We start from the raw sequence: 22,783 nt of genomic DNA on the forward strand, positions 1-22,783 counted from the left end.
ATTCGATACGTCTACCCATCATCAGGCTGCTTCCGCCAACGCCCGCTCCAGATCCACCTGCAGATCCCCCAACTCCTCAACCCCCACACTCAGCCGCACCAGCGCATCACTGATTCCCAGCGTTTCCCGGCGTTCCACCGGGATCGAGGCATGCGTCATCACCGCAGGATGATTGACCAGGCTTTCCACGCCACCCAGCGACTCGGCCAGCGTGAACAGTTCGGTCTTCTCGCAGAAGCGCTTGGCCGCCGCGAAACCGCCCTTGAGCACGATCGAGACGATGCCGCCGTAGCCGTTCATCTGGCGCGTCGCCAGCTCGTGCTGCGGGTGCGAGGTCAGGCCGGGATAGATGACCTTCTCCACGGCCGGGTGCTTTTCCAGCCACTGGGCCAGGGCCAGCGCGTTGGCGCAGTGCGCCTTCATGCGCAGCGGCAGGGTCTTCAGGCCACGCAGGGCCAGGAAGCTGTCGAACGGCCCCTGCACGGCACCGATGGAGTTCTGCAGGAAGGCCATCTGCTCGGCCAGCTCGGCGTTGTCGCCGACCACGACCATACCGCCGACCATGTCCGAGTGCCCGTTGAGGTACTTGGTGGCCGAGTGCAGGACCAGGTCCGCGCCCTGCTCCAGCGGGCGCTGCAGCATCGGCGAGGCGAAGGTGTTGTCGACCACCACCAGCAGCTGGTGGCGCTTGGCGATCGCAGCGACGGCCGCGATGTCGACGATCTTCAGCATCGGGTTGGTCGGCGTCTCGATCCAGACCATCTTGGTCTGCGGGGTGATCGAGGCCTCGAACGCGGCTAGGTCGGTCAGGTCGACGAAGCTGAACTGCAGGCCGGCGGTGCGCTTACGCACGCGCTCGAACAGGCGGAAGGTGCCGCCATAGATGTCATCCATCGCCACCACGTGGCTGCCGGCGTCCAGCAGTTCCATTACGGTGGAGCTGGCGGCCATGCCCGAGGCGAACGCGTAACCGCGGCTGCCGCCTTCCAGGGAGGCCACGCACCGCTCGTAGGCGAAGCGGGTGGGATTGTGGGTGCGCGAGTACTCGAACCCCTGGTGTTCACCGGGGCTGGACTGGGCGTAGGTGGAGGTCGCGTAGATCGGCGGCATCACCGCGCCGGTGCTCGGATCCGGCGACTGGCCGCCATGGATGGCCAGCGTGGCCAGGGCGAGCGAGCGGTCGCCGTGCCCGGAGGAAGCGTGATCGGACATGTTGTTTCCCAGCAAGAGGAGCCCCCACAGGGGCCCCCGCAAAAGGAGCGGAAGTCTATCAGCGGTGGCTTAATCGGCCGTTGACGCGGATAAACATGGGTTCATTGCGACGCAGCCGCTTACTGTACCCGGCGGCGCAGGTAGTTCAGCAGGTCGATGCGGGTGATCAGCCCGAGGAAGTTGGCGCCGTCCATCACGATGGCGACCTGGCCGCGGTCGAACACCGGCAGCAGGGCCTCGATCGGCGATTTCACGTCCAGGCGGTCCAGCTTGCTGACCATCGCGGTGGCGACCGGGTCGCGGAAGCGGGCTTCGTCGCCATAGACATGCAGCAGGACGTCGCTTTCATCCACGATGCCGACCAGCTGGTCGCCATCCATCACCGGCAGCTGCGAGACGTCATACAGCTTCATGCGCTGATAGGCAGTGGTCAGCAGATCGTTCGGGCCGATCACGACGGTGTCGCGCTGGCCGTACGGGCGCAGGATCAGGTCGCGCAGGTCGCCGGACTGCGGGCGCTCCAGGAAGCCGTTGTCCAGCATCCAGTAGTCGTTGTACATCTTGGACAGGTACTTGTTGCCGGTGTCGCAGACCAGCACCAGCACCTTCTTCGGGGTGGTCTGCTCTTTGCAGTACTTCAGCGCCGCGGCCAGCAGGGTGCCGGTCGAGGAACCGCCGAGGATGCCTTCCTTGCCCAGCAGCTCGCGCGCAGTGTGGAAGCTCTCGGCATCGCTGATCGCGTAAGCCTTGGTGACGCGGCTGAAATCGGCGATCGAGGGCAGGAAGTCCTCGCCGATGCCTTCCACCAGCCAGCTGCCCGACTTGTCGTTGAGCACGCCGTCATTGATGTACTCGGCCAGGATGGAGCCGACCGGGTCGGCCAGGACCAGCTCGGTCTTCGGCGAGAGCGTGGAGAAGGCGCGCGACAGGCCGGTCATGGTGCCGGAGCTGCCACAGCCGAACACGATCGCATCCAGGTCGCCATCCATCTGCGCCAGGATTTCCGGGCCGGTGCCGAATTCGTGGGCGGCCGGGTTGTCCGGGTTGCCGAACTGGTTGATGAAGTACGCGCCGGGGGTTTCCTCGGCCACGCGCTTGGCCATGTCCTGGTAGTACTCCGGGTGGCCCTTGGCCACGTCCGACCGGGTCAGGCGCACTTCGGCACCCATCGCCTTGAGGTTGAAGATCTTCTCGCGGCTCATCTTGTCCGGCACGACCAGGATCAGCTTGTAGCCCTTCTGCTGCGCGACCAGCGCCAGGCCCAGGCCGGTGTTGCCAGCGGTGCCCTCGACCAGGGTCGCGCCCGGCTTGAGGTCGCCACGCTGCTCGGCGGCTTCGATCATCGACAGCCCGATGCGGTCCTTGATCGATCCTCCGGGATTGGCACTCTCGAGCTTCAGGTAAAGCTCGCAGACACCGGTATCCAGGCGCTGGGCCTTGACGATCGGGGTCTGGCCAATGAGTTCGAGTACGGACGAGTGGATTGCCATCGGTTCACATCGATTCGCGCCGCTGGGCGGCCGGACCGGTGATTATCCGACGGTTGGCGGCGAAAGTCAGGTTGCCGTGTTCATGAGCGGCGCGGACGGCACCGGTCGACGAGGAGACCGGAACCGCCCGCGACGTAGGGTGGTAAAGGGGTTAATGCATGGGGGAGGCGTACAACCGTTCCAGCTTCTGCTTGGCCAGCAGCTTTTCTCGTTTCATCTGTCCCAGGGTGAGACGGTCTATCGGAAGTACGCCCAGCTCGGCATCCATGCACTTTTTGTTCAACTTCTGGTGCCGTTCGTACAACGCCTTGAATTCCGGATCCTGCTGGCGCCGTGCGTCGATATCGCTCTGGGGCTGACCTTCAAACATGATGAACCTCCTATCGCTTCTGCTGAAACAAGAACGCCCCGGCCTGACGGCACGGGGCGCTGCTTGGGGCGGAGTACCGCGCACCCTTGGCCTGCGAACCCGCAGCGCCCTCCAGCACATCGTGCCGGACCTGGGACTGCGGTGATTCGTGGCGCTGGTGCATTGCCGGCCCTCCAATCGTCCGGGCCGCGGAAGGCGACCCGGACAACTGACCCTACGCTTGCTTCGAGGGCGGTTCAACCCTTTCAAACGATATCGTTGGCGATGCCTAGGCGGGGTTCAGCCTGAACACGCAGAACAACGAAAATTAAACAAAAACAAGGATTTGCGTCACAACCCGCGGTCATGAGCACATCCAGATCGGGCATCAGGGCGCGATGATGACCTCGGCCGAACGCGCCTTGGTCGCCGCTGCCTTCTTGCCGCTCACCTGCAACCGGCTGCTGCTCACGCCGGCCGCGACCAGGGCATCACGCAGGGCCTCGGCACGCTGCTGGCCGACCCCGGCTGCGGCGTCGTACGCCTCGATCCGGACCCGGCCCTTCTTGCCGATGTTCAGGTACTCGGCCAAGGCCTTGGCCTGACCCTTGGCACCGCCGGACAGGCTGCCCTTGCCAGCGGCAAAGGCGTCGCCATTGAAGGTGAACACTTCGCCGCGGCTGTCGAACCTGGAGCCCGGCAGTTTGCTGCCCGCCACCAGCTCGGCTTCCTCACGGGCCAGCTTGGCGGCGTTCTGCTGGGCCGCGCTCAGACGGGCGGTCTGCTTGCCGGCCACGCTGGTCAGCGCGGTTTCGGCATCCTGGCGGGCCAGCGCTTCCTGCTCGGCCGCCTGGCGCAGCCGCTCGCTTTCCTCGGCCTGGATCTGGGCCTGCACGCGCAGGCGCTCGGCCTCCTGGCGGGCACGCTGGGCATCGCGGCGGCTGGCTTCGATCAGCAGCTCGCTGCGGGTGCGCTCGAGCTGGTCGACCTCACGCTGGGCCAGCGCGGCGCGCACGCTGGTCTCGGCGATCTCGACCCGGCGCTCGGCCAGATAGCGGGCCTGGTCCAGATCGCGGCGCTTGGCCTTGGTCAGATCGGCCACGGCCTGCTGGGCCTGCAGGCGCTCGAAGGCGGCCAGCTGGGCCGCATCCGGATTGGCCTGGATCGCCATCAGGCGCTGGGTCAGCTGGGCCACGGCCGGGTCATCGGCGGCGTGGGCCATCAGCGGCAGGCTGAGGCTGGCGACCAGCAGCAGGCAGGGCATGCGCATCTTGGTGGACATCATCAGCGGTCTTCCCCGGTGGCGAGCTGGCGCTGCAGCTGGCTGACTTCGTTGCGGCGCAGTTGCAGCTGCGCGGTGGCGGTGGCTTCTTCGCTGCGCGCGCGGGCCAGGTCGGCATCGACCGTGGCACGAACGGCCAGCATCGGCGCGTTCTTGCGCTCGCGGCGGTCGCCGGCGGCACGCTGGGCCTGCTCGAGCCCTTGGCGGGCCACGGCGATCAGGTCCGGAGCGTACTGGTCGGCATCGGCCTGGGTGGCCTTGTCGACCGCCTGCCGGGCCTGCATCAGTTCCAGGGCGCCATCCTGCGCCTGTGCGGCACCAGAGAGCGCGAATGCGCACACCGTCACATACAGGGCCCGTCGTATTTGTGCGAAGCTAGGTTTCATTGGGGGTGCCGTCGCCAGAGTTGTGTGCGCGGCCATTGTCGGAAGCCTGCGGTGCGCTTGCAATGGCAAGCCGCTGATTGTTGGGGAAACATTTCGCATGGATATCGGCTATTTCCTGAAGCTGATGACCGAAAAGAACGCGTCGGACATGTTCTTGACGACGGGAGCACCGGTATACATCAAGATCGAGGGGAAACTCTATCCGCTCGGCAATACCGGTTTGCCGCCCGGGATGGTCAAGAAGATCGCCTACTCGTTGATGGATGAGGGCCAGGCCCCGCAGTTCGAGCGCGAGCTCGAGCTCAACATGGCCATTGCCCTGCCCGACGCTGGGCGCTTCCGCGTGAACGTGTTCAAGCAGCGCGGCGAGGTCGGCATGGTGATCCGTGCGATCCGCAGCAAGATCCCCAGCATCGAAGAGCTCAACCTGCCGCAGGTGCTCAAGGACGTCATCATGACCCCGCGCGGGCTGGTGCTGGTGGTCGGCTCGACCGGCTCGGGCAAGTCGACCTCGCTGGCCTCGATGATCGACCACCGCAACAGCACCACGACCGGGCACATCCTCACCATCGAGGACCCGATCGAGTACCTGCACAAGCACAAGATGTCGATCGTGAACCAGCGCGAAGTCGGGCTGGACACCCACACCTTCCACCACGCGTTGAAGAACGCGATGCGTGAAGCGCCCGATGTGATCCTGATCGGCGAAATCCTGGATGCGGAAACCATGGAGGCGGCGATCGCCTTCGCCGAAACCGGGCACCTGTGCCTGGCCACCCTGCATTCCAACAACGCCGACCAGACCATCGAGCGCATCCTCAACTTCTTCCCCGAGAGCGCGCACCGCAACGTGCTGATGAACCTCTCGCTGAACCTGCGTGCGGTCGTGTCCCAGCGCCTGGTCAAGGGCAAGGATGGGCGTCGCCTGCCGGCCACCGAAGTGCTGATCAACACGCCGATGATCCGCGACCTGCTGCGCCGCGGCCAGGTACACGAGATCAAGGCGGCGATGGAAGCCTCGCTGGAAGAAGGCATGGAGAGCTTTGACCAGTGCCTGTTCCGGATGGCCAAGAACGGCATCATCGAGCAGGAAGAAGCGCTGCGCGCAGCCGATTCGCGCGATGGCCTGGCGCTGAAGTTCCGCCTGTCCGAGGGCGGCAACGAGCACGATCCGTACGCGGATTACTCGGCCGCCTCGGCTCCGGCGATCACGCACGGGTTCTAGCAGTTCCCCACCGTTGGTGGGGGCAATTGACACGGCGCATCGACCAACGGTCGATGCCTACCCGTCTCCCTGCGTCGATCTGTCGATGCCCACCGTCATCCTGCGTCGATCTGACGCTCGGGCCGCGCCGCGTCGAAGGCCGGCAGCGCCAGGCACGCCGCCTCGATCCGCTGCAGGGTCGGATACGGCGCCAGATCCAGGCCGAACCGGTGCGCGTTGTACAGCTGCGGCACCAGGCAGGCATCGGCCAGGCCGGGCTGCTCGCCATGGCAGAACGTACCCGTCGCCGCATGGCCGGCCAGCAGCGTTTCCATCGCCGCCAACCCCTCCGCCATCCAGTGCAGCGTCCATTGCGTGCGCGCCTCGGCGCTGGCCTGCAGGGTGCGCTCCAGATACTGCATGACCCGCAGGTTGTTCAGCGGGTGGATGTCGCAGGCCACCAGCTGGGCAAGGGCACGCACACGCGCCCTGCCCTCCGCATCGCGCGGCAGCAACGGCGTGGCCGGGAAGACCTCGTCGAGGTACTCCAGGATCGCCATCGACTGCTGCAGCACGCGATCACCATGGCGCAGGGTAGGCACCAGTTCCTGCGGGTTGAGCGCGGCATAGGCAGCGCTGTGCTGCTCGCCGCCCTCGCGGACCAGGTGCACCGGGGTGATCCGGTGCGGCAGGCCCTTGAGGTTCAGCCCGATGCGCACGCGGTAGGCGGCGCTGGACCGCCAGTAACTGAAGAGCTCGATCGGTTCCATGACGGTCTCCGCCGCGGCGATCAGGGCTTGGCTGCCTGCTCGATGCGCTGCTCGATCGCCCCGAAGATGCTCTCGCCCGCCGCATCGAACATCTCGATCCGCACCACATCACCGAAGGACATGAAGGGCGTGCTCGGCTTGCCGTCGCGCAGGGTTTCCACCGTGCGCTGTTCGGCGAAGCAGGAGGCGCCCTTGCTGGTGTCTTCGTTGGCGATGGTGCCCGAGCCGACGATCGCGCCCGCGCCCAGCGGGCGGGTCTTGGCCGCATGCGCGACCAGCTGGGCGAAGTTGAACTGCATGTCCACGCCCGCTTCCGGCGCACCGAACCAGGTGCCATTGATGTGGGTGACCAGCGGCAGGTGGACTTTGCTGTCCTGCCAGGCCTCACCCAGCTCATCCGGGGTGACGAACACCGGCGACAACGCCGAGCGCGGTTTGGACTGCAGGAAGCCGAAGCCCTTGGCCAGTTCGCCCGGGATCAGGTTGCGCAGCGAGACGTCGTTGACCAGGCCGACCAGCTGGATGTGGCCGGCGGCCTGCTCCGGAGTCACCGCCATCGGCACGTCGTCGGTGATCACCACCAGCTCGGCTTCCAGATCGATGCCGTACTCCTCGCTGACCACCTTGACCGCATCGCGCGGGCCGTAAAAGCCGGCGCTGGTGGCCTGGTACATCAGCGGATCGGTGTAGAAGCTCTCCGGCACCTCGGCGCCACGGGCGCGGCGTACGCGGGCCACGTGCGGCAGGTAGGCGCTGCCGTCGACGAACTCATACGAACGCGGCAACGGGGCGGCCAATGCCTGCAGGTCGATATCGAACACGCCGTCGGCGTCGCCGTCGTTCAGCGATTCGTACAGGGCGTTCAGGCGCGGCGCCAGGTGGCTCCAGTCTTCCAGTGCCTGCTGCAGGGTCACGGCGATGCCGGTGGCGCGCACGCCCTGGCGCAGATCGCGCGAGACCACGATCAGGGTGCCGTCGCGGCCGCCTTCCTTCAAAGAACCAAGCTTCATGGGTGGGTATCCGGGATCGCGAAAATAGGTTTCAAGTGTAATCAAATGGTTGGCGGGCCTACCAGCTGCACCGCCGCATCGCCTTACCGTAATGCATTGCCTACGGGCAGGAGCAGCCACGCATGGCGTGGCTCTACCGTTCCGCCCCCCCTCCTCACAAGCTGAACAGGGACATTTGGTATGGATCTCAAACATCCGTTAGACTATCCGGGTCTGCAGCGGCCGTCCGTTTCCCTTCGGGATCGCCGGCGATATGGATCATCGATCCGTCGCCCGCCCCCACTCCGACGCCATTCGTCATGCATTCCAGTCTGCGCACCGCGTCGACTGCACCCAATTCTCGCAGCGCGGTTTACGGGAACGCTCCGAGTCAGCCGATCACATTGATCTGCCTCGCGTCCGGCCATTCGGCCTGGCGTTACTTTGTCTTTGGAGCTTCCACCCGATGTCTTTTGAATCCTTGGGCCTTGCCCCGTTCCTGCTGCGCGCGTTGGCCGAGCAGGGCTACGAAACCCCCACCCCGATCCAGGAGCAGGCCATCCCGCTCGCCCTGGAAGGCCGCGACCTGCTGGCCGGCGCACAGACCGGTACCGGCAAGACCGCCGCGTTCGGCCTGCCGCTGCTGCAGCACCTGGGCACCAACCCGCAGGCCGTCGATGGCCCGCGCCGTCCGCGTGCACTGGTGCTGACCCCCACCCGCGAGCTGGCCACCCAGGTGCATGACAGCCTGCGCGGCTACAGCAAGTACCTGCGCATCCCGAGCGCCTGCATCTACGGCGGCGTCGGCATGGGCAACCAGTTCGATGTGCTGCGCCGTGGCGTGGACCTGCTGGTCGCCTGCCCGGGCCGCCTGATCGATCACATCGAGCGTCGCAGCGTCGACCTCTCCGGCATCGAAATCCTGGTGCTGGACGAAGCCGACCGCATGCTCGACATGGGCTTCCTGCCGTCGATCAAGAAGATCCTCGCCAAGCTGCCGCGCCAGAACCGCCAGACCCTGCTGTTCTCGGCGACCTTCGAAGAGAGCATCAAGCAGCTGGCGCTGGAGTTCATGCGCAACCCGGAGCAGATCCAGGTCACGCCGAAGAACACCGTTGCCGAGAACATCAGCCACCGCGTGCATCCGGTCGATGGCCCGCGCAAGCGCGAGCTGCTGCTGCATCTTCTGGCCCAGGACAGCCGTGAGCAGACCCTGGTGTTCGGCCGTACCAAGCACGGCTGCGACAAGCTGGCCATGTTCCTAGACAAGTCCGGCATCAAGACCGCGGCGATCCACGGCAACAAGAGCCAGGGCCAGCGCCTGCGTGCGCTGGGCGACTTCAAGGCCGGCCGCGTGACCGTGCTGGTCGCCACCGACATCGCCGCGCGTGGCATCGACATCAACGAGCTGCCGAAGGTCATCAACTATGACCTGCCGATGGTGGCCGAGGATTATGTGCACCGCATCGGCCGTACCGGCCGTAACGGCTCGACCGGCCAGGCGATCTCGCTGGTGGCGCAGGACGAAGCCAAGCTGCTGCGCCAGATCGTGCGCCTGCTCGACAAGGACATGGACATCCGCGACGTGCCGGGCTTCGAGCCGCAGACCCCGATCCGCTGGGGCAACAGCGCGCCGGGCAAGGCCGAACTGCCGGGTGGCGATCGTTCGCCGCGCAAGCATGCACGTCGCCCGCACGCCGAGGCCCCGCGCCACGCCCATGCCGGCCCGAAGAAGGCCGGTGGCGGTCAGCGTGATGGCGCCGGCCGCGGTGCACCGCGCGGTGGCCAGCCGCAGGGCCAGCGCCGTGGCGGTGGCAATGCCGGCGGCGGTCGCAGCCAGGGCGGCGGTGGCGGTCGCGCCAGCTGATTCCTTCGGGCATCGCTGAAACGCAAAAAGGGCGACGCATCTGCGTCGCCCTTTTTTTGTGTCTCTGCCTCAGAAGCTGTAGGCCACCGTGATGCGTGCATTGCGGCCCGGCTCGCTGTAGCGGCCGATGCCTTCATCGTTGACGTAGCCGTACAGCGTGTTGGTCCCCTTGTTGATGTTGCGTACGCGCTGCCAGAGGTAGTACTCCTCGTTGGTCAGGTTGTAGAGGCCGGCACTGAGCTTCCACTGCGGGGTGACATTCCAGGTGCCGTACAGATCCAGCACGGTGTAGCCGTCGGCCTTGTCGACGAAGGACGGCGTAGTGACCCTGCCGGTGGTGGCATCGGTGGTGTAGGCGTCCCTGGCCTTCTTGGCCACGGCATGGGTCACGCTGGCGGTAAGGTTCCACACCGGCGACGGTGCATAGCGCACGCCCAGCACGGCACTGGCCGGCACGATGCTCTCCAGCGGATCGCCGTTGCGCTTCTCGCCTTCGCTGTACGACGCGGCCAGGCGCGAGGACCATGCATCGCTGATCTGCCAGCGTCCTTCCAGTTCCACACCCTTGACCGTTACTTCGCCCGCGTTGGTCGGCATCGTGTAGTTGCGCGAGTACAGCACCGGACCGGTCGCCGTCGTACGGAAGCCACCCGGCACCGACTGCGCCAGGTTGGTGTACTCGATGAAGTTCTCGTAGCGGTCGCGGAACAGCGACAGGCCCAGCTGCGCCCGATCCGTGCTCCAGCGGTAGCCGAACTCCAGATTCAGGCTTTTCTCTGCGTCCAGGTCCGGATTGGACACGGTATCGTTGAGCAGCAGCGGTTGGCCATTCTGCGCATTGATCACCTGGGTGGCGCTGGTCGGCGAATACATGTCCGCCACGGTCGGCGCACGGAAGCCGCGACCCACCTGCGCCCACAGCGCGTGGTCGGGCAGGAAGCGATATTCGACACCGGCCTGCCAGCTCGGCGAGGCGAAGCTGACATCACGCACGGTACCGGTACGGTCCACGAAGGTGGCATCCACCTGCGGCGAATAGTCGTAGCGGTCATAGCGCGCGCCGGCACTGAGGGTCAGGCGCTCGTCCAGCAGCTGCACGCTGTCGCGCAGGTACAGGTTCCAGGCGGTCACATCGGTCTTGGGGACCTGGCGCGGATCGATCTCGACCGAGGCCACGGCGCCCGCCGCATTCCAGCGCGTATCGACTGCGGTGAAGTCGATGTCGCGCTGCTGCCAGGCCAGGCCGTAGACCACGTCATGGCGCGCGCCGGCGGTGGCGAACACCTTGCTGAAATCGGCCGCGGCACGATCCAGGGTCTGCTTGGTCGAACGGTTCTCACTGCGCAGACAGGGCGTGGTACGGCCGGGGCAACCACTGCCGGCCAGAATGGTAGTGATGCCACGGCTGTCGGTGACCTGGCGGTCCACCTGCGCATCCAGGGTATCGAACAGCGCGTTGTCGGCCCGCCACTGGTAGTTCACGCCGTAGCGATCACGGTCGTTGGTGTCATGGCCTTTGCGCGACAGATAACCCGGTGCATAGACGCGCGACAGGTTGTCCACGTCGTTGGTGGCGCGGCCACGCTCGTACAGGAAGCCCAGCGTGTTGGCCTCGTCGAGCTGCAGGTCGAGCTTGCCGAGCAGGTTGTCGCGGGTGCTGTCGACCGGATCGGGCGTGCGGCGACCGACCCCGATGCGATCGTTCGTGGTGTCGTACCACGACTCGGATTCATGGCCTTCGCGACGGGTGTAGACCAGCATCGATTCAACGATGCCGGTGCGGTTGGCGAAGGTCAGCGTGCCCATGGTTTCGTCGTTGGCACCGGAGTACCCCGCCTTGAACCCGAGGTGGGTATCGTTGCCGCTCGCCTTGAGATAGTCGGCCGGGTCCTTGGTGGTGAACACCACCGCGCCTCCCAGTGCGCCGCTGCCGGCGCTGATCGAATCGGCGCCCTTGATCACCGCCAGGCTCTTGAGCGTATCGATGTCCACATCGCCGCGGCCGCTGCGGAAGAACTCGTAGGAGCGCGCGCTCTCCACCGATTCGCCCAGGCTCAGGCCATCGACGGTGATCGCCACGCGGTCGCTTTCCAGGCCGCGGATGTTGAACCCGTTGTCGCCGAAACGGCCCATGTCCACGATGCTGACACCGGGGATGTAGCGGATCGCTTCTTCCATCGTGTTGGCCATCTCGCTGTCGAGATCGGCTGCAGTGAGCACGGTGACGTTCTGGTTGGCCGAACGCGTTTTCTTGGCGCGCTCGGCCTGGACACGCACGGTGTCGAGCGTGCTGGCATCGTTGAGGGTTTCAGCGTGCACGGTGACGGACAGGCTGGCGGCAACCGCCAAGGCCAGCAGGGTGAGGGACGACTTCATGATCAAGCTCCGCAGGAGGGGTAGGGAATGGCGTGAGCGCCGCGGTGGCGGCGGGCCGTTCCTGGCTGCGGCGATCGGTGGATCGAGCGGGGCTGGGAGGCACAAGGACGCGCGGGAAATCGCGCGCCGGATTCATCGTTGGCTGATACGTGGGACGTGCGCGGCACGTCCCAGTCGCTAGCGGTTGCCGTTGGCCGAATGCGCGCCGGCAACCGGCTCCGGATCGCGCGTATCGACCACGCCATCACCGTTGCTGTCGGCACGATCAAACATGCGCTTGCCGGAGAGCTGGTACTCGGCGAAGGTCATCCGGCCATCCTTGTCCTTGTCCAGCGAGGCGAAGCGCACGCGGGCCTGGCGCTCGGCATCGGCGCGGACACGCTGGCGCTGCTCGTCCAGGCGGCCCTCGAACTCGGCGGTGTACTCGGCCAGCGACAGGGCGCCGTTGTCATCGGCATCGGTGGCGGCGAAGCTCGCTGCACGCACTGCGTCGAATTCCGCGCGATCAACCGCGCCGTCTTTGTTGCGGTCGTAGAGGTCCAGCATGCCGTTGGCGGTATGCGAGGTCGGCATCTTCAGCGGATCGCGCGAAGACGCCGCGGCCGTCTCCTGTGTAGCGTTCTGCGACGTCTCGTAGCCGGCCCAGGTACGTTCGCCGGCGGCATCGTACTCGGCACGGCTGATCGCGCCGTTCTTGTCGCGGTCCAACGCCTTGAAGCGGGTGTCGGTCTGGCGCAGGTGGCCAGCGCGTGCGTCGGCAAGACGCACATCGAAACGCTGCAGGTACTCGTCCACGTATTCCTGCTCGTCGACTTGACCGTCGTGGTTGCGGTCGGTCTCGGCGTAACGCTGTTTGCGGAAGGCCTCGAACTGGGCCCAGCTGACGCTGTCGGTGCCATCGGTGGCGAACTGCGCGAGGAAGGCGGCGGCGGTCGGCGAGGCGGTGGCGGTCCGGGTGGACGGCTGCGCATGGGCGGCCGGGGCCAGCACCAGTGCCAGCAGGGCAGCGGTGAGCGGGACAATGTTCATGGTGGTTCCCCTGGAAAAAAAACGGTTACGGTTCGAGGACGCGGAAGCTCAGCGTGTAGTTGTTGCCATACATCGGGGCGGCAGCGCCGGCCGGTGCCGGGCCGCGATAGCGGATCAGCGCGAGATAGGTCCCGGCCTGATCGAGCGCGAACGAGGCATTGCCTGCGGCATCCGTCGTGAGCGTCACCGGCGCGGGCTGGCGAGCACCGTCGCCGAGCGCGCGGTGGATCTCAACGGTCTGCGCAGGTAGCGGCTGACCGTCGTACTGCACGGTGAAGTCGAAGCGCTCGCCGCGGTACAGGTCGCTGGGGTGCGTGACCGGGACCAGCTCCAGGCCGGTGCCATAGGGTTTCAGCGCGGCGGTGGTCGGGGCGCCGGCGGTCAGGTAGACCTCCGCGCGGGACAGGCTCTGGTAGTGGGTGAGCAGCGTGGCGCCAGCGGGCAACGGCATGGCCGGATCGCGCGAGGCGCCGGTCTTGCCGTCGAGCGACCAGGTCCGGAACACCGCACCCAGCCGGTTGCCGGTACTGAAGCGGTACGTGCCCTTCTGGCCCGGCAACGTGTGTTCGACCACCGTGCGGCTCTTCAGGCGTACAACCGTGTCCGGTGACTTCCGGCTGCCATCCGGTGCGGTAACGGCGAACTCACTGTTGTCGAACACCACCTCCGGAACGAAGAAGGTTTCGGCGAAGCTGGCGTCCAGCGTGACCCGGCTGTCGGGGCGGACCTCGAAGCTGGCCGGCGCCAGATACGGGGTATGCGCGGCCGCGGGCAGGGCCAGGGCGGCCAACAGCAGCGCAGCGATCGGGCGGAACGACATGTGGAATCTCGCGGACGGGCACCGGGCAATCCCGGCGGGCGCCATCGTATGCGTATTGCGAATGATTCGCAATACGGAAATTTCACATGAGGTGTGATGGGTGTCTGACAACCGGAAACAGCCGACGTGGGTCGGCTGTTTCCGGGCACCGGGTTCTGGGGCCTGCGCGTCCCTGTGGGAACGCTCGGGAGCCGGCCGGCGGCCGGCACGACCGGGGCCGGATGGATCAGCCGCGCGGCTTGGTCGGGTTGAGCTGGTTGCCGAAGAAGATCGCGTTCAACAGCAGGCGCTCGGTGCCATGCCAGTACTTGCGGTGCGCCGGATCATCGGCGAACAGCACCACATTGCCCTGCCCCTGCGGGGACACCACCAGCCACGCGGCACCGGCGACGCGGCTGCGGTTGCGCTCGGAAAGGTAGCCGTTGACCTTGGGCGCCTCGTCGATGCGCACCACGGTGGAGAACGGATTGCGGCTGGGCTGGAAGCTCAGGCCGTTTTCCTTGTTCACCGCCAGCTGCCGACGCGGTACGCCGAAGCCCAGCGGATGCGTGTTGTCCACGTCCGCGCTGAGGATGTTGCCGCTCACCCGCTCGATGGCTGCGATGTCGCGCTGGTCGCCGAACGCACGTCGGGCGCCTTCCGGCTCCTTCTCCTCCGGCCCCAGCACTTCGTCGCTGAGCTTCTGCTCGATCGCCCAGCGCGCGGCCGTGCCGTAGGTGATCAGCGAGCCACCGGCGTTGATCCAGCGCTTGAGCGCCGCCACTGCGGTGGCGTCCACGCCGGCATAGGTACCGCCGGCCAGGACAATGGTGGTGTAGCGGTCCAGCGTGATCTTGCCCAGCTGGGCCGGATCGATCTTGCTGGCCGGCAACTGCAGGTGCTGATCAAGCAGGAACCACGCCGAGCCGATCTCGGTGGCGCTGACGCCCTCGCCCATCACCAGCGCCACCGCCGGCTTGCGCAGCGCCTTGACGCTGTCACTGCCCAGATCGATGCCGCCACGGCTCTGCCCGCTGGACAGCGCCTGGATGTGCACGCCACTGCTGCGTGCGACCGCATCGACCGCGGCAAGCAGCTCGGCACCGGCCAGCGGCTGGCCCGCGACCGGCACCACCACGCTGCCATAGCCGAACGACTGCTCGCCCTGCGCGGTGGCCGCGGTGAACGGCTGGAAGGCCGCGCGGGTCACCACGCCCTTGGCCTGCAGCGCATACAGCGCGCGGCTGGCGTTGTAATCGCGCCAATCGAACACGTAGGCGTAGCCCGCCTGACCACCAACCACGCCACCGTTGGCGGCCGGTACGCTGGCCACGCGCTCGCCACCGGCAATCCGGCTGCGGCTCGCGGCGAAGGCGATGCCGTAGGCCGGCGCGATCGCATAGGAGGTGCTGCCGTAGAACACATCGCCCTTGATCGGCGGGGTGTCGGCGAAGATCGAATGCACGAGGCGGAACTGCGGTTGCGCGGCCTGGACGACGTACGCGCTGCCCGGCTCGAAGCGCTGCCCATCCACGGTGACCGGGGCGCTCAACGCCTGCACCGTGATCTGGTGCTGCAGCAGCAGATCCAGCAGCCGCTGGGTCAGGCCCGGATCGGCCGCGTCGCCGAACACGAACGACTTCACCGGCTGCTGGTTGGCCTGCTTCAGTGCGGACTGGAAGAAGTCCTTCTGCAGCTTCAGCAGCCCATCGCGTTCGGTCACTGCGCCGCGCACCGTGCCCAGACCGGTGGCCACCTGGTTGCGGATGGTGAAGCCGAAGGTCAGCAGGCCGTTGACCGATTCCTGCACGCGGCCGCGCGAGCTGGCCTGCTCCACGGTCACGCCGACCGCGCCGTGGAAGTCCGGGTAGGTCGAGCCGTACACCGGCGAGAAGTTGTCGAAGTTCTCCCCGGTGTAATACAGCGAGCCCAATGCATCCAGCGACTGGGCGTGGTACTTGGCCAGGGTCTTGTTGAAGTCATACGACGACGCCGGAATCAGCGGGCTGTGCATGCTCGCCGGCGACGGCTCGAAATAGTAGGTGCTGTCCTTGCCCATCTCGTGGAAATCGATCTGGACGTTGGGATACCACTGGTGGAAATAGGCGATCTTCGGCCGCGTGTCCTGCTGGGTCAGCGCCAGCCAGTCGCGGTTGAGATCGGTGAAGTAGTGATTGGTACGGCCTTGCGGGAACGGTTCGACATGTTCCTTGTCGGCCGGATCAGCCGAGGCAGGCGAGGATGCATAGGCGTTGTGCCAGCTCGCCGCGCGGTCGCGCCCATCCGGGTTCTGCGCCGGATCGAACAGCACCACCGCCTGCTGCAGCCACTGCGCGGTCTCCGCGCTGCGGTTGGCGACCAGGTAGTAGGCGGTGAGCATCGCCGCTTCGCCGCTGGAGGTTTCATTCCCGTGCACGCTGTAGCCCAGCCACACCACCACCGGGCTGCTGCCGGCGGCCGAGAGCGGCTGCGCCGGATCGGCCAGAGTGACGTGCTGGCGACGCAGCGCGTCCAGGTTCTGCAGGTTCTGCGCCGAGGTCACCGTGGCGATCAGCAGCGGGCGGCCCTCGTAGCTGCGGCCGATCTCTTCAACCTTGATCTTGTCCGAGTGCTTGGCCAGTTCGTTGAAGTACGCCACCAGCTGATCGTGCCGCGTGTAACGGCTGCCGATCTCATAGCCGAGAAACTGCTGGGGCGTGGGCACGGCCGGATCAAAATCACCACTGCCCGGAAAGAAGTACGCGCTCTGCGCGGAGGCAGGCGCAGCGAACACAGACAGCACCAGCGCCAACCAGGCGATGGGAGACAGCAGACGACGTTGCAAAGACACAGCGATTCCCCGAAAGACGGGCCGGTTCCTTCCGGCCCTGTGGATACGCACGCTCCGATGCGCTGGATGAGGTCAGAAGCGGTAGTCGAAGCCGACCGTGAAGTAGCGACCACGCAGGTCGTACTGACTGAAGTCATACGGCGCGCGGATGCCCGGGAAAGAGGCGTCGTACGGCGGTTCCTCATCGGCCAGGTTCTGGATCTTCGCGTACACGGTCAGCTTGTCGATACCGGTGTAGCCCAGGTACAGATCGAACTGGTTGTACGCATCCACCCGATCCTGCACGGCAGTGGCCGCGGCGCTGGCCTTCTGGTCGTACCCGCTGGTGTAGTACCAGGTGAGTGCGGTGCGGAAGTCGCCGTAGCTCCAGTCGAAGGTGGTGGTGGCCTTGTTCTTGGGCAGGGTGGCGCCGAGGTTGCTGCCGGCGTAATCCACCAGCGGGCCACCGACCACGGTGGGGCGGCTGTAGTTGCGCACGTGGGTGAAAGCGGTGCTCAGGCCGAAGTCGCCCGCCTGCGTGGTCGGGAAGCGCTGGCGCAGTTCGACATCGAACCCGGAGGTCTTCAGCTCGCTGAGGTTCTGGTAGCGGTTGAACACCGCCAGCAGCTTGCCGCGCTCATCGCGGCTGACCGCACCCGGCACGTTGTCGGTGACCAGGGTCTGGGTGTTGTTGGTGCCCACCAGGTTTTCCAGCTCGATGCGGTAGTAATCCACGCTCAGGCTGGTGTTGGACCACGGCGAGAGCACGATGCCGGCATTGAAGCTCCTGGTGCGCTCGGGCTTGAGATCGTTGTTGCCGACAGTGAAGAAGGTCGGGTTCTGCCGCGAGCCCGGCACGTCCGGGTCGCGCGGATCGATCACGCTGCCGTAGGCGATGCTGGTGCTGTTGGAGTTCTCCGACAGCGACGGCGCGCGGAAGCCCTTGGAGGCGGCGGCGCGCACCAGCAGGATGTCCCACGGCTGCCAGCGCAGGCTCAGCTTGGGCGAGAACGCATCGCCGAAATCGCTGTAGTGATCCGCGCGCGCAGCCGCCTGCAGTTCCAGACGCTCGGCCAGCGGCACGTTCACTTCGGCATAGGCCGCGGTGACCTTGCGCTCACCATGTACCTCGGCGATCGCCGGGCGGATCTGCAGACCCGCATCGATCTGCCACGGGTTGTTGGAATCGAGTTTCTCGCGGCGCCACTCGGCACCCGCGGCGAACCCGATTTCGCCGGCCCAGGTGTGGCCGATCGCACCGGAGATCTTGGCATCCACGCCCTGCAGCACCGACTCGGCCGGGCGCAGCGTGCTGATGTTGATCGCGTTGAGCACATCCTGCGAGGTTGCCGACGGATCGAGCAGGTTGTAGCTGCCGGTGGCGAGCGCATCGGCCAGTGCATAGCGGTTGGCGAAACCGCCGGAGACGGTCTCGCGCTCGCTGCTGCGCGCGCCGAACGCCCCCACTTCCCAATCCCAGTTCTGCAGGCTGCCGCGCAGCCCGACCAGGCCGCGGTAGGCCTGCGAGCGGTTGGTCTTGATGGTCGCGCCGAGGTTGAAGAAGGTGTACTCGATCGGCACCGCGCGGCCATACGGGTTGTACGGGCTGCTGGCGGGCAGGTTGGAGGACACCGGTTCGGCCAGCCCGGTATCGGCGTTGAGCGCGAAGCGGCCGCTTTCCAGGGTGAAGAACGGGCTGCTGCCGAACCAGGAAACGCCCTTGATGTCGCTGTAGAGCACTTCGCCGAAGGCTTCGACGTTGTCGTTCACCCGGAAGGTGCCGTTGACGTAGGCCTGGTAGCGCTTGGTCGAGGGAATCAGCGTGGTGTACGGCGCCTGGTTGAAGCCGCAGGTGTTGCCGGCCAGGCCGTCGATCGGCGCACTGGCGACCAGCGTGGTGCCGTCCGGGCAGTTGCCACTGGCATCGAGCATCGGCACCGAGGTGCCGTTGACCAGATAGCGTGCGCCCTTGGCCGACCAGCCGTTCCAGCGGCCGCCGGGCTTGTCGGTGTAGATGCCGGACTTGGTCAGGTCACGCTCGTCCTGGTCCAGGCGCTCGCGGTTGTAGCCTTCCAGGCTGACCAGGATGTTGTAGCCGTCCGTGTCCAGATCACCGATGCCGCCGATGAACTTCAGGTTCTGCTCGTCCAGCCCGCCCTGATCGGCGGTGCCCAGGCTGCCACCGAGTTCGGCACCTTCGAAATTCTGCCGGGTGATGATGTTGACCACACCGGCCACCGCATCCGAACCGTACACGGCCGAGGCGCCGTCCTTGAGCACTTCGATGCGCTCCACGGCAACCAGCGGCAGCGCGTTGAGGTTGACGAAGGTGTCCGACAGGCCGCCGGCCGGGAAGCCGTAGTTGGCCAGGCGACGGCCGTTGAGCAGCACCAGCGTGTTCTTCTGCGACAGGCCGCGCAGGCCGATGCCGGCCGAACCGGAGGCCCAGCCGTTGTTGGTGGTTTCGTTGGCGGCGTTGCCGGTGTTGGCCGAGATCGATCGCAGCAGGTCGGCGACGGTGGCCTTGCCGGTCTCCTCCAGCTGCTGGCGCTCGATCACCTGCACCGGGTTGGCCGACTCGGTATCCGTGCGCTTGATGTTGGACCCGGTGACCCGCACGGCGGCGAGGGTCTTGCTGTCGCCGGTGGCGGCGGCATCGGGGGCGGCGTCGGCGAACGCGGTCAAAGGCGTTGCCAGAGCGACGGACAACGCCGCTACAAGAAGAGTGTGCTTGGGCATGAACTTCAGTGGGGTGGTGGACGACAAGTTCCGCAGTAGTCCATGCCTGGCTGAACCACGGCCAATAACATCTCTTCATACGGATATAAGAGAAACTAACATCTCTTCATCCGGATGGAAATGTTTTCGTTAGCAACAATTAACCGCCGCCCCCTGCCGGAGCCCCGACCCACCGCTACAATGCGGCCATGGAAATCTTCAAAGTCTTTACCCTCGAGGCCGCTCACCACCTCCCCAACGTGCCGCCGGGTCACAAGTGCGCGCGCCTGCACGGCCACTCCTTCCGGGTGGAACTCAAAGTGGAAGGCGAGCCCGGCGAGCAGACCGGCTGGATCATGGATTTCGGCGACGTCAAAGCCGCTTTCCAGCCGATCTACGACCGTCTGGACCACCACTACCTCAACGACATCCCCGGCCTGGAGAACCCGACCAGCGAGCGCCTGGCGATGTGGATCTGGGACGAGCTCAAGCCGGCCCTGCCCGAGCTGAGCGAAGTCACCGTGCACGAAACCTGCACCTCCGGCTGCCGCTACCGGGGCTGACCGGCGGCGCGCGAGCACCGCACGGCGCGGTAGTGCCGGCCGCTGGCCGGCTCCGCGCCAGCCACCACCGCCCGAAAGCCTGTGCAACCCCCTGATCTGTAAACAATTCATGTAAAACCGGACCCCACCCGGCAACGGAATGTTGCAATGCAATATTTTCGGCGTATGCTGCATTGCATCAACGTTCTCGAGCCGTCCTGACCATGGCGTCCGCGTTCACCGATTCCTTCAGCCACTACACCCGCCAGCTGGCCGCCACGGCCACGCGTGCCAACCGGCTCGCGCTGGAAAATGCCGAAAGCATGTTCGGGGTGCAGGTGAAGACGCTGGAGAAGAACATCACCGCTACCAGCGGGTTCTTCGGTGAAATCGTGCAGTCACAGGATGCTGGCACGCTGCAGTCGCTGCTGCCCAAAGGCGCGCAACTGGCACGTGACAACCTCGCCCGTTGGACCAGCGCCAGCCAGGAAGTGGCCGGCCTGGGGCTGAAGGCCTCCGAAGCCTTCGGCGAACTCGCCCGGCAGCCGTTCGCGGCCGCCACGCCCAGCGCAGGCAAGACGCGCGGCTGAGCCGGACAACATCGAATTTGCGTGGGTCCCTCCCCCCACGCAATCCCAGACCCGACAGAACCCTCCCTCTGTCGGGTCTTTTTTTGGGCGGTGTTACCGCGTGGCCGGCAGCGAGAACACGAACAAGGCGCCTTCCCGGCTCTCCAGCAGCCGGATGTCACGCGCGTGCAGCTGCAGGATGCGATGCACGATCAACAGCCCAAGCCCGCCGCTGTCCGGTCGCTGGCTGCTCAGTGCCGGCATCGCGGTGAACAGTGTGTCGCGACGCTCCGGGGCGATCCCCGGGCCACTGTCGGCGATGCTGATCTGCACCTCGCCACTGACCGCGCGCAGCGTCACCGCGATACGGCCGCCCTCGGGCGTGTGGCGGATCGCGTTGTCGAGCAGGTTGGTCAGCACCCGCTCGATCAACGCCAGATCCGCGATCACCGGCGGCAAGCCCGGCGGAATATCGGCGCTCAACGTCTGCCGGCGCGATTCGGCTGCCAGCTCGAATTTCTGGAACACGTCCTGGATCAGATCCGGCAGCGAGAACGCCTGACGGTCCAGCACGACACCGCCGTGCTCCAGCCGGGCCAGCTCGAACAGCGCCTGTGCGAGCCGGCCGACCTTGTGGCTCTGCGACAAGGCAATGGACAGGTAGCGCTGGCGTTCGTCGGCGCTGAGCGTGGCGTCCTTGAGCGCCAGCGTTTCCAGATACCCGTGCAGCGACGACAACGGCGTGCGCAGGTCGTGGGAGATGTTGGCGACCAGTTCGCGCCGCTGCAGATCCTGCTGGCGCAGCTGTTGCCACTGCTCGCCCAGGCGCTGGGCCATGTGCCCGAAGCTGTGCTGCAGGATGGCCAGCTCGTCGCGCTCGCCGGGGCGCAGCGGCGCCGGGGGCGGTGCGGCATCCGGGGTGGCGCTATCCACATCGAAGGACTGGATGCGCCGGGTCAGCTGGCGCAGCGGGCGGGTCACCCAGCGGAACGCGACCAGGCCGGCCAGCAGGCCCACCACGGCGACGATCGCCAGCGACCACAACGTGGTGCGCAGCGTACTGTTGGCCGCGATATTGGCGGCGAGCGCTTCGCGCTGCTCGCCGACCAGCACCACGTAGATGTAACCCGCCTGATGCCCCTGCACCCACAGCGGCGCCGCGTTGAACACCTTGCGGCCGGTCGCACTGCGTGGGTCATCGCCGAAAATCGGCAACGGCTCGTCGCGCAGCAGCGCCTGCACAGGCGCCAGATCGACACGGCTGCGCTTGAGGTGACCGTCGGGCGCATCATGGCCAAGGATGCGGCCCTGGTCATCAAGCAGATACACCTCCACGCTCGGGTTGACCGCCATCAGCTTGCCGAACAGCGCGCGCACTTCGCCATTGCGCATGCCGCGGCCATCCATCAGCTCGCCGCTGCGCGCGATGTGCTCGGCCAGCCCGCGTGAGAGGCGCTGCACGGTTTCCTGCTCATGCACGGTGGTGCTGCGCATCTGGATCCAGACCAGTGCGCCACAGCACAGCAGCAACAGCGCGAAAAACACCGCGGACAGGCGCTGGGACAAGGTGAGGCGGATCATGTGTCTGTCCGCTCGTGGCCATCGACCAGTTTGTAGCCGCGCCCCCACACCGTCTGGATGCGTTGCGGGTTGGCCGCATCGCGCTCGATCTTGTTGCGCAGCCGGTTGATGTGGGTGTTGACGGTGTGCTCGTAGCCGTCGTGCTGGTAACCCCAGACCTGGTTGAGCAGGTCCATCCGCGAATACACCTGGTCCGGATGACGGGCGAAGAAATACAGCAGATCGAACTCGCGCGGGGTCAGTTCCAAGGGTCGGCCGTCGACCAATGCCGTGCGTGCGACCGGGTCGATGCGCAGTCCGGCCACCTCGATCTCGCCAGCGTCGATGCGTGCGTTCTGCGCCATCGCCTCGACACGGCGCAGCAGCGCCTTCACCCGTGCCACCAGCTCCAGCATCGAGAAGGGCTTGGCCAGGTAATCGTCCGCCCCCAGCTCCAGGCCGAGAATGCGGTGCACTTCACTGGCGCGCGCACTGGTGATGATGATCGGGGTGTAGCGCGTCATCGCGCGGGCACGCTTGCAGATCTCCAGGCCGTCCACGCCGGGCAGCATCAGATCCAGCACCAGCGCGCTCCACGGCTGCGCCTCCAGCAGGGCCAGGCCCTCGTCGCCGGTGGCGGCATGGGTGACCTCATAGCCTTCATCGCGCAGGTGCATGCGCAGCAGGTTGGCGATGTGGACATCGTCTTCGACGATCAGGACGCGCTTGGCACTGCTCATCGGCTCAGGGGGCGGCAGGAGGGCATGGCGGCATTGTCGACGGATCGCGACCTGAATGTGTCACGGAAAATTTAACCCTGCGTGAGGATTCG

The 22,783-nt window shown here is 66.3% G+C and carries 18 protein-coding genes; 4 read left to right on the plus strand and 14 right to left on the minus strand.

What is annotated here, in order from left to right:
* Nucleotides 1-21: 21 nt before the first annotated feature.
* The 5 genes from K4043_RS14320 to K4043_RS14340 all read right to left on the minus strand — a co-directional run bounded on the left by K4043_RS14320 (nt 22) and on the right by K4043_RS14340 (nt 4,719).
* Entirely contained in the window at nt 22-1,212 is a 1,191-nt protein-coding gene (locus K4043_RS14320; RefSeq protein WP_265309710.1) for a cystathionine gamma-synthase, read from the minus strand.
* A 119-nt stretch (nt 1,213-1,331) separates the two neighbouring features.
* Complete coding sequence (locus tag K4043_RS14325; RefSeq protein ID WP_102788976.1) at nt 1,332-2,702, minus strand: pyridoxal-phosphate dependent enzyme; 1,371 nt, start codon at nt 2,700-2,702, stop codon at nt 1,332-1,334.
* A gap of 151 nt (nt 2,703-2,853) precedes the next feature.
* The gene (locus K4043_RS14330; RefSeq protein WP_123731256.1) at nt 2,854-3,072 is read right to left on the minus strand and encodes a YdcH family protein; all 219 of its coding nucleotides are present in this window, start codon (nt 3,070-3,072) and stop codon (nt 2,854-2,856) included.
* A 367-nt stretch (nt 3,073-3,439) separates the two neighbouring features.
* Entirely contained in the window at nt 3,440-4,321 is an 882-nt protein-coding gene (locus tag K4043_RS14335; RefSeq protein ID WP_184997363.1) for a hypothetical protein, read from the minus strand.
* A gap of 14 nt (nt 4,322-4,335) precedes the next feature.
* Nucleotides 4,336-4,719 (minus strand): DUF4398 domain-containing protein, encoded by a 384-nt coding sequence (locus K4043_RS14340; RefSeq protein ID WP_183073797.1) that lies wholly within the window; start codon nt 4,717-4,719, stop codon nt 4,336-4,338.
* A 97-nt stretch (nt 4,720-4,816) separates the two neighbouring features.
* On the opposite strand from K4043_RS14340, the gene K4043_RS14345 reads away from it, so the two are divergent.
* Nucleotides 4,817-5,944 (plus strand): PilT/PilU family type 4a pilus ATPase, encoded by a 1,128-nt coding sequence (locus K4043_RS14345; protein ID WP_123731257.1) that lies wholly within the window; start codon nt 4,817-4,819, stop codon nt 5,942-5,944.
* A 95-nt stretch (nt 5,945-6,039) separates the two neighbouring features.
* Here the strand turns inward: K4043_RS14345 and maiA are convergent, their stop codons facing one another.
* Both maiA and K4043_RS14355 read right to left on the minus strand, forming a co-directional pair.
* The gene (gene maiA / locus K4043_RS14350) at nt 6,040-6,693 is read right to left on the minus strand and encodes a maleylacetoacetate isomerase (RefSeq protein ID WP_265309711.1); all 654 of its coding nucleotides are present in this window, start codon (nt 6,691-6,693) and stop codon (nt 6,040-6,042) included.
* 20 nt (nt 6,694-6,713) lie between these two features.
* Entirely contained in the window at nt 6,714-7,703 is a 990-nt protein-coding gene (locus K4043_RS14355) for a fumarylacetoacetate hydrolase family protein (RefSeq protein WP_265309712.1), read from the minus strand.
* Nucleotides 7,704-8,148: 445 nt separating this feature from the next.
* Here K4043_RS14355 and K4043_RS14360 point away from each other — a divergent pair, with 445 nt between their 5' ends.
* Nucleotides 8,149-9,549: a DEAD/DEAH box helicase gene (locus K4043_RS14360; RefSeq protein WP_121042519.1), complete on the plus strand. Its 1,401-nt coding sequence runs from the start codon at nt 8,149-8,151 to the stop codon at nt 9,547-9,549.
* Nucleotides 9,550-9,618: 69 nt separating this feature from the next.
* Here the strand turns inward: K4043_RS14360 and K4043_RS14365 are convergent, their stop codons facing one another.
* The 5 genes from K4043_RS14365 to K4043_RS14385 all read right to left on the minus strand — a co-directional run bounded on the left by K4043_RS14365 (nt 9,619) and on the right by K4043_RS14385 (nt 19,301).
* Nucleotides 9,619-11,925: a TonB-dependent hemoglobin/transferrin/lactoferrin family receptor gene (locus tag K4043_RS14365; protein WP_265309713.1), complete on the minus strand. Its 2,307-nt coding sequence runs from the start codon at nt 11,923-11,925 to the stop codon at nt 9,619-9,621.
* Between the two features lie 177 nt (nt 11,926-12,102).
* Nucleotides 12,103-12,954, minus strand: a complete 852-nt coding sequence (locus K4043_RS14370; protein WP_123731261.1) for an EF-hand domain-containing protein — start codon at nt 12,952-12,954, stop codon at nt 12,103-12,105.
* Nucleotides 12,955-12,979: 25 nt separating this feature from the next.
* Nucleotides 12,980-13,774, minus strand: a complete 795-nt coding sequence (locus tag K4043_RS14375) for a DUF4198 domain-containing protein (protein ID WP_123731262.1) — start codon at nt 13,772-13,774, stop codon at nt 12,980-12,982.
* A gap of 226 nt (nt 13,775-14,000) precedes the next feature.
* Nucleotides 14,001-16,565, minus strand: coding sequence for a M14 family zinc carboxypeptidase (locus K4043_RS14380; RefSeq protein ID WP_123731389.1), 2,565 nt, complete (start codon nt 16,563-16,565; stop codon nt 14,001-14,003).
* A 90-nt stretch (nt 16,566-16,655) separates the two neighbouring features.
* Nucleotides 16,656-19,301, minus strand: a complete 2,646-nt coding sequence (locus tag K4043_RS14385) for a TonB-dependent receptor (RefSeq protein WP_265309814.1) — start codon at nt 19,299-19,301, stop codon at nt 16,656-16,658.
* A gap of 188 nt (nt 19,302-19,489) precedes the next feature.
* Between K4043_RS14385 and queD the strand changes: the two genes are divergently transcribed.
* Nucleotides 19,490-19,843: a 6-carboxytetrahydropterin synthase QueD gene (gene queD / locus K4043_RS14390; protein WP_019182605.1), complete on the plus strand. Its 354-nt coding sequence runs from the start codon at nt 19,490-19,492 to the stop codon at nt 19,841-19,843.
* A gap of 203 nt (nt 19,844-20,046) precedes the next feature.
* Complete coding sequence (locus K4043_RS14395) at nt 20,047-20,412, plus strand: phasin family protein (protein ID WP_123731264.1); 366 nt, start codon at nt 20,047-20,049, stop codon at nt 20,410-20,412.
* Between the two features lie 93 nt (nt 20,413-20,505).
* Here the strand turns inward: K4043_RS14395 and K4043_RS14400 are convergent, their stop codons facing one another.
* Both K4043_RS14400 and K4043_RS14405 read right to left on the minus strand, forming a co-directional pair.
* Nucleotides 20,506-21,972 (minus strand): HAMP domain-containing sensor histidine kinase, encoded by a 1,467-nt coding sequence (locus tag K4043_RS14400; protein ID WP_265309714.1) that lies wholly within the window; start codon nt 21,970-21,972, stop codon nt 20,506-20,508.
* Entirely contained in the window at nt 21,969-22,691 is a 723-nt protein-coding gene (locus tag K4043_RS14405) for a response regulator transcription factor (protein WP_265309715.1), read from the minus strand. Before K4043_RS14405 ends, K4043_RS14400 begins: the two co-directional genes overlap by 4 nt.
* Nucleotides 22,692-22,783 lie beyond the last annotated feature (92 nt).

Origin of the sequence: Stenotrophomonas sp. SRS1, assembly GCF_026130205.1 — a bacterium.
GTDB lineage: Bacteria > Pseudomonadota > Gammaproteobacteria > Xanthomonadales > Xanthomonadaceae > Stenotrophomonas > Stenotrophomonas rhizophila_B.

What these genes read in the sequence shown, in the direction of transcription:
- K4043_RS14360 (WP_121042519.1), top strand. Translation starts at nt 8,149, where the DNA reads ATGTCTTTTGAATCCTTGGGCCTTGCCCCGTTCCTGCTGCGCGCGTTG.
- K4043_RS14400 (WP_265309714.1), bottom strand. Translation starts at nt 21,972, where the DNA reads ATGATCCGCCTCACCTTGTCCCAGCGCCTGTCCGCGGTGTTTTTCGCG.
- K4043_RS14395 (WP_123731264.1), top strand. Translation starts at nt 20,047, where the DNA reads ATGGCGTCCGCGTTCACCGATTCCTTCAGCCACTACACCCGCCAGCTG.
- K4043_RS14320 (WP_265309710.1), bottom strand. Translation starts at nt 1,212, where the DNA reads ATGTCCGATCACGCTTCCTCCGGGCACGGCGACCGCTCGCTCGCCCTG.
- K4043_RS14330 (WP_123731256.1), bottom strand. Translation starts at nt 3,072, where the DNA reads ATGTTTGAAGGTCAGCCCCAGAGCGATATCGACGCACGGCGCCAGCAG.
- K4043_RS14340 (WP_183073797.1), bottom strand. Translation starts at nt 4,719, where the DNA reads ATGAAACCTAGCTTCGCACAAATACGACGGGCCCTGTATGTGACGGTG.
- K4043_RS14335 (WP_184997363.1), bottom strand. Translation starts at nt 4,321, where the DNA reads ATGCGCATGCCCTGCCTGCTGCTGGTCGCCAGCCTCAGCCTGCCGCTG.
- K4043_RS14365 (WP_265309713.1), bottom strand. Translation starts at nt 11,925, where the DNA reads ATGAAGTCGTCCCTCACCCTGCTGGCCTTGGCGGTTGCCGCCAGCCTG.
- K4043_RS14325 (WP_102788976.1), bottom strand. Translation starts at nt 2,702, where the DNA reads ATGGCAATCCACTCGTCCGTACTCGAACTCATTGGCCAGACCCCGATC.
- K4043_RS14375 (WP_123731262.1), bottom strand. Translation starts at nt 13,774, where the DNA reads ATGTCGTTCCGCCCGATCGCTGCGCTGCTGTTGGCCGCCCTGGCCCTG.
- maiA (WP_265309711.1), bottom strand. Translation starts at nt 6,693, where the DNA reads ATGGAACCGATCGAGCTCTTCAGTTACTGGCGGTCCAGCGCCGCCTAC.
- K4043_RS14345 (WP_123731257.1), top strand. Translation starts at nt 4,817, where the DNA reads ATGGATATCGGCTATTTCCTGAAGCTGATGACCGAAAAGAACGCGTCG.
- K4043_RS14370 (WP_123731261.1), bottom strand. Translation starts at nt 12,954, where the DNA reads ATGAACATTGTCCCGCTCACCGCTGCCCTGCTGGCACTGGTGCTGGCC.
- K4043_RS14355 (WP_265309712.1), bottom strand. Translation starts at nt 7,703, where the DNA reads ATGAAGCTTGGTTCTTTGAAGGAAGGCGGCCGCGACGGCACCCTGATC.
- queD (WP_019182605.1), top strand. Translation starts at nt 19,490, where the DNA reads ATGGAAATCTTCAAAGTCTTTACCCTCGAGGCCGCTCACCACCTCCCC.
- K4043_RS14385 (WP_265309814.1), bottom strand. Translation starts at nt 19,301, where the DNA reads ATGCCCAAGCACACTCTTCTTGTAGCGGCGTTGTCCGTCGCTCTGGCA.
- K4043_RS14405 (WP_265309715.1), bottom strand. Translation starts at nt 22,691, where the DNA reads ATGAGCAGTGCCAAGCGCGTCCTGATCGTCGAAGACGATGTCCACATC.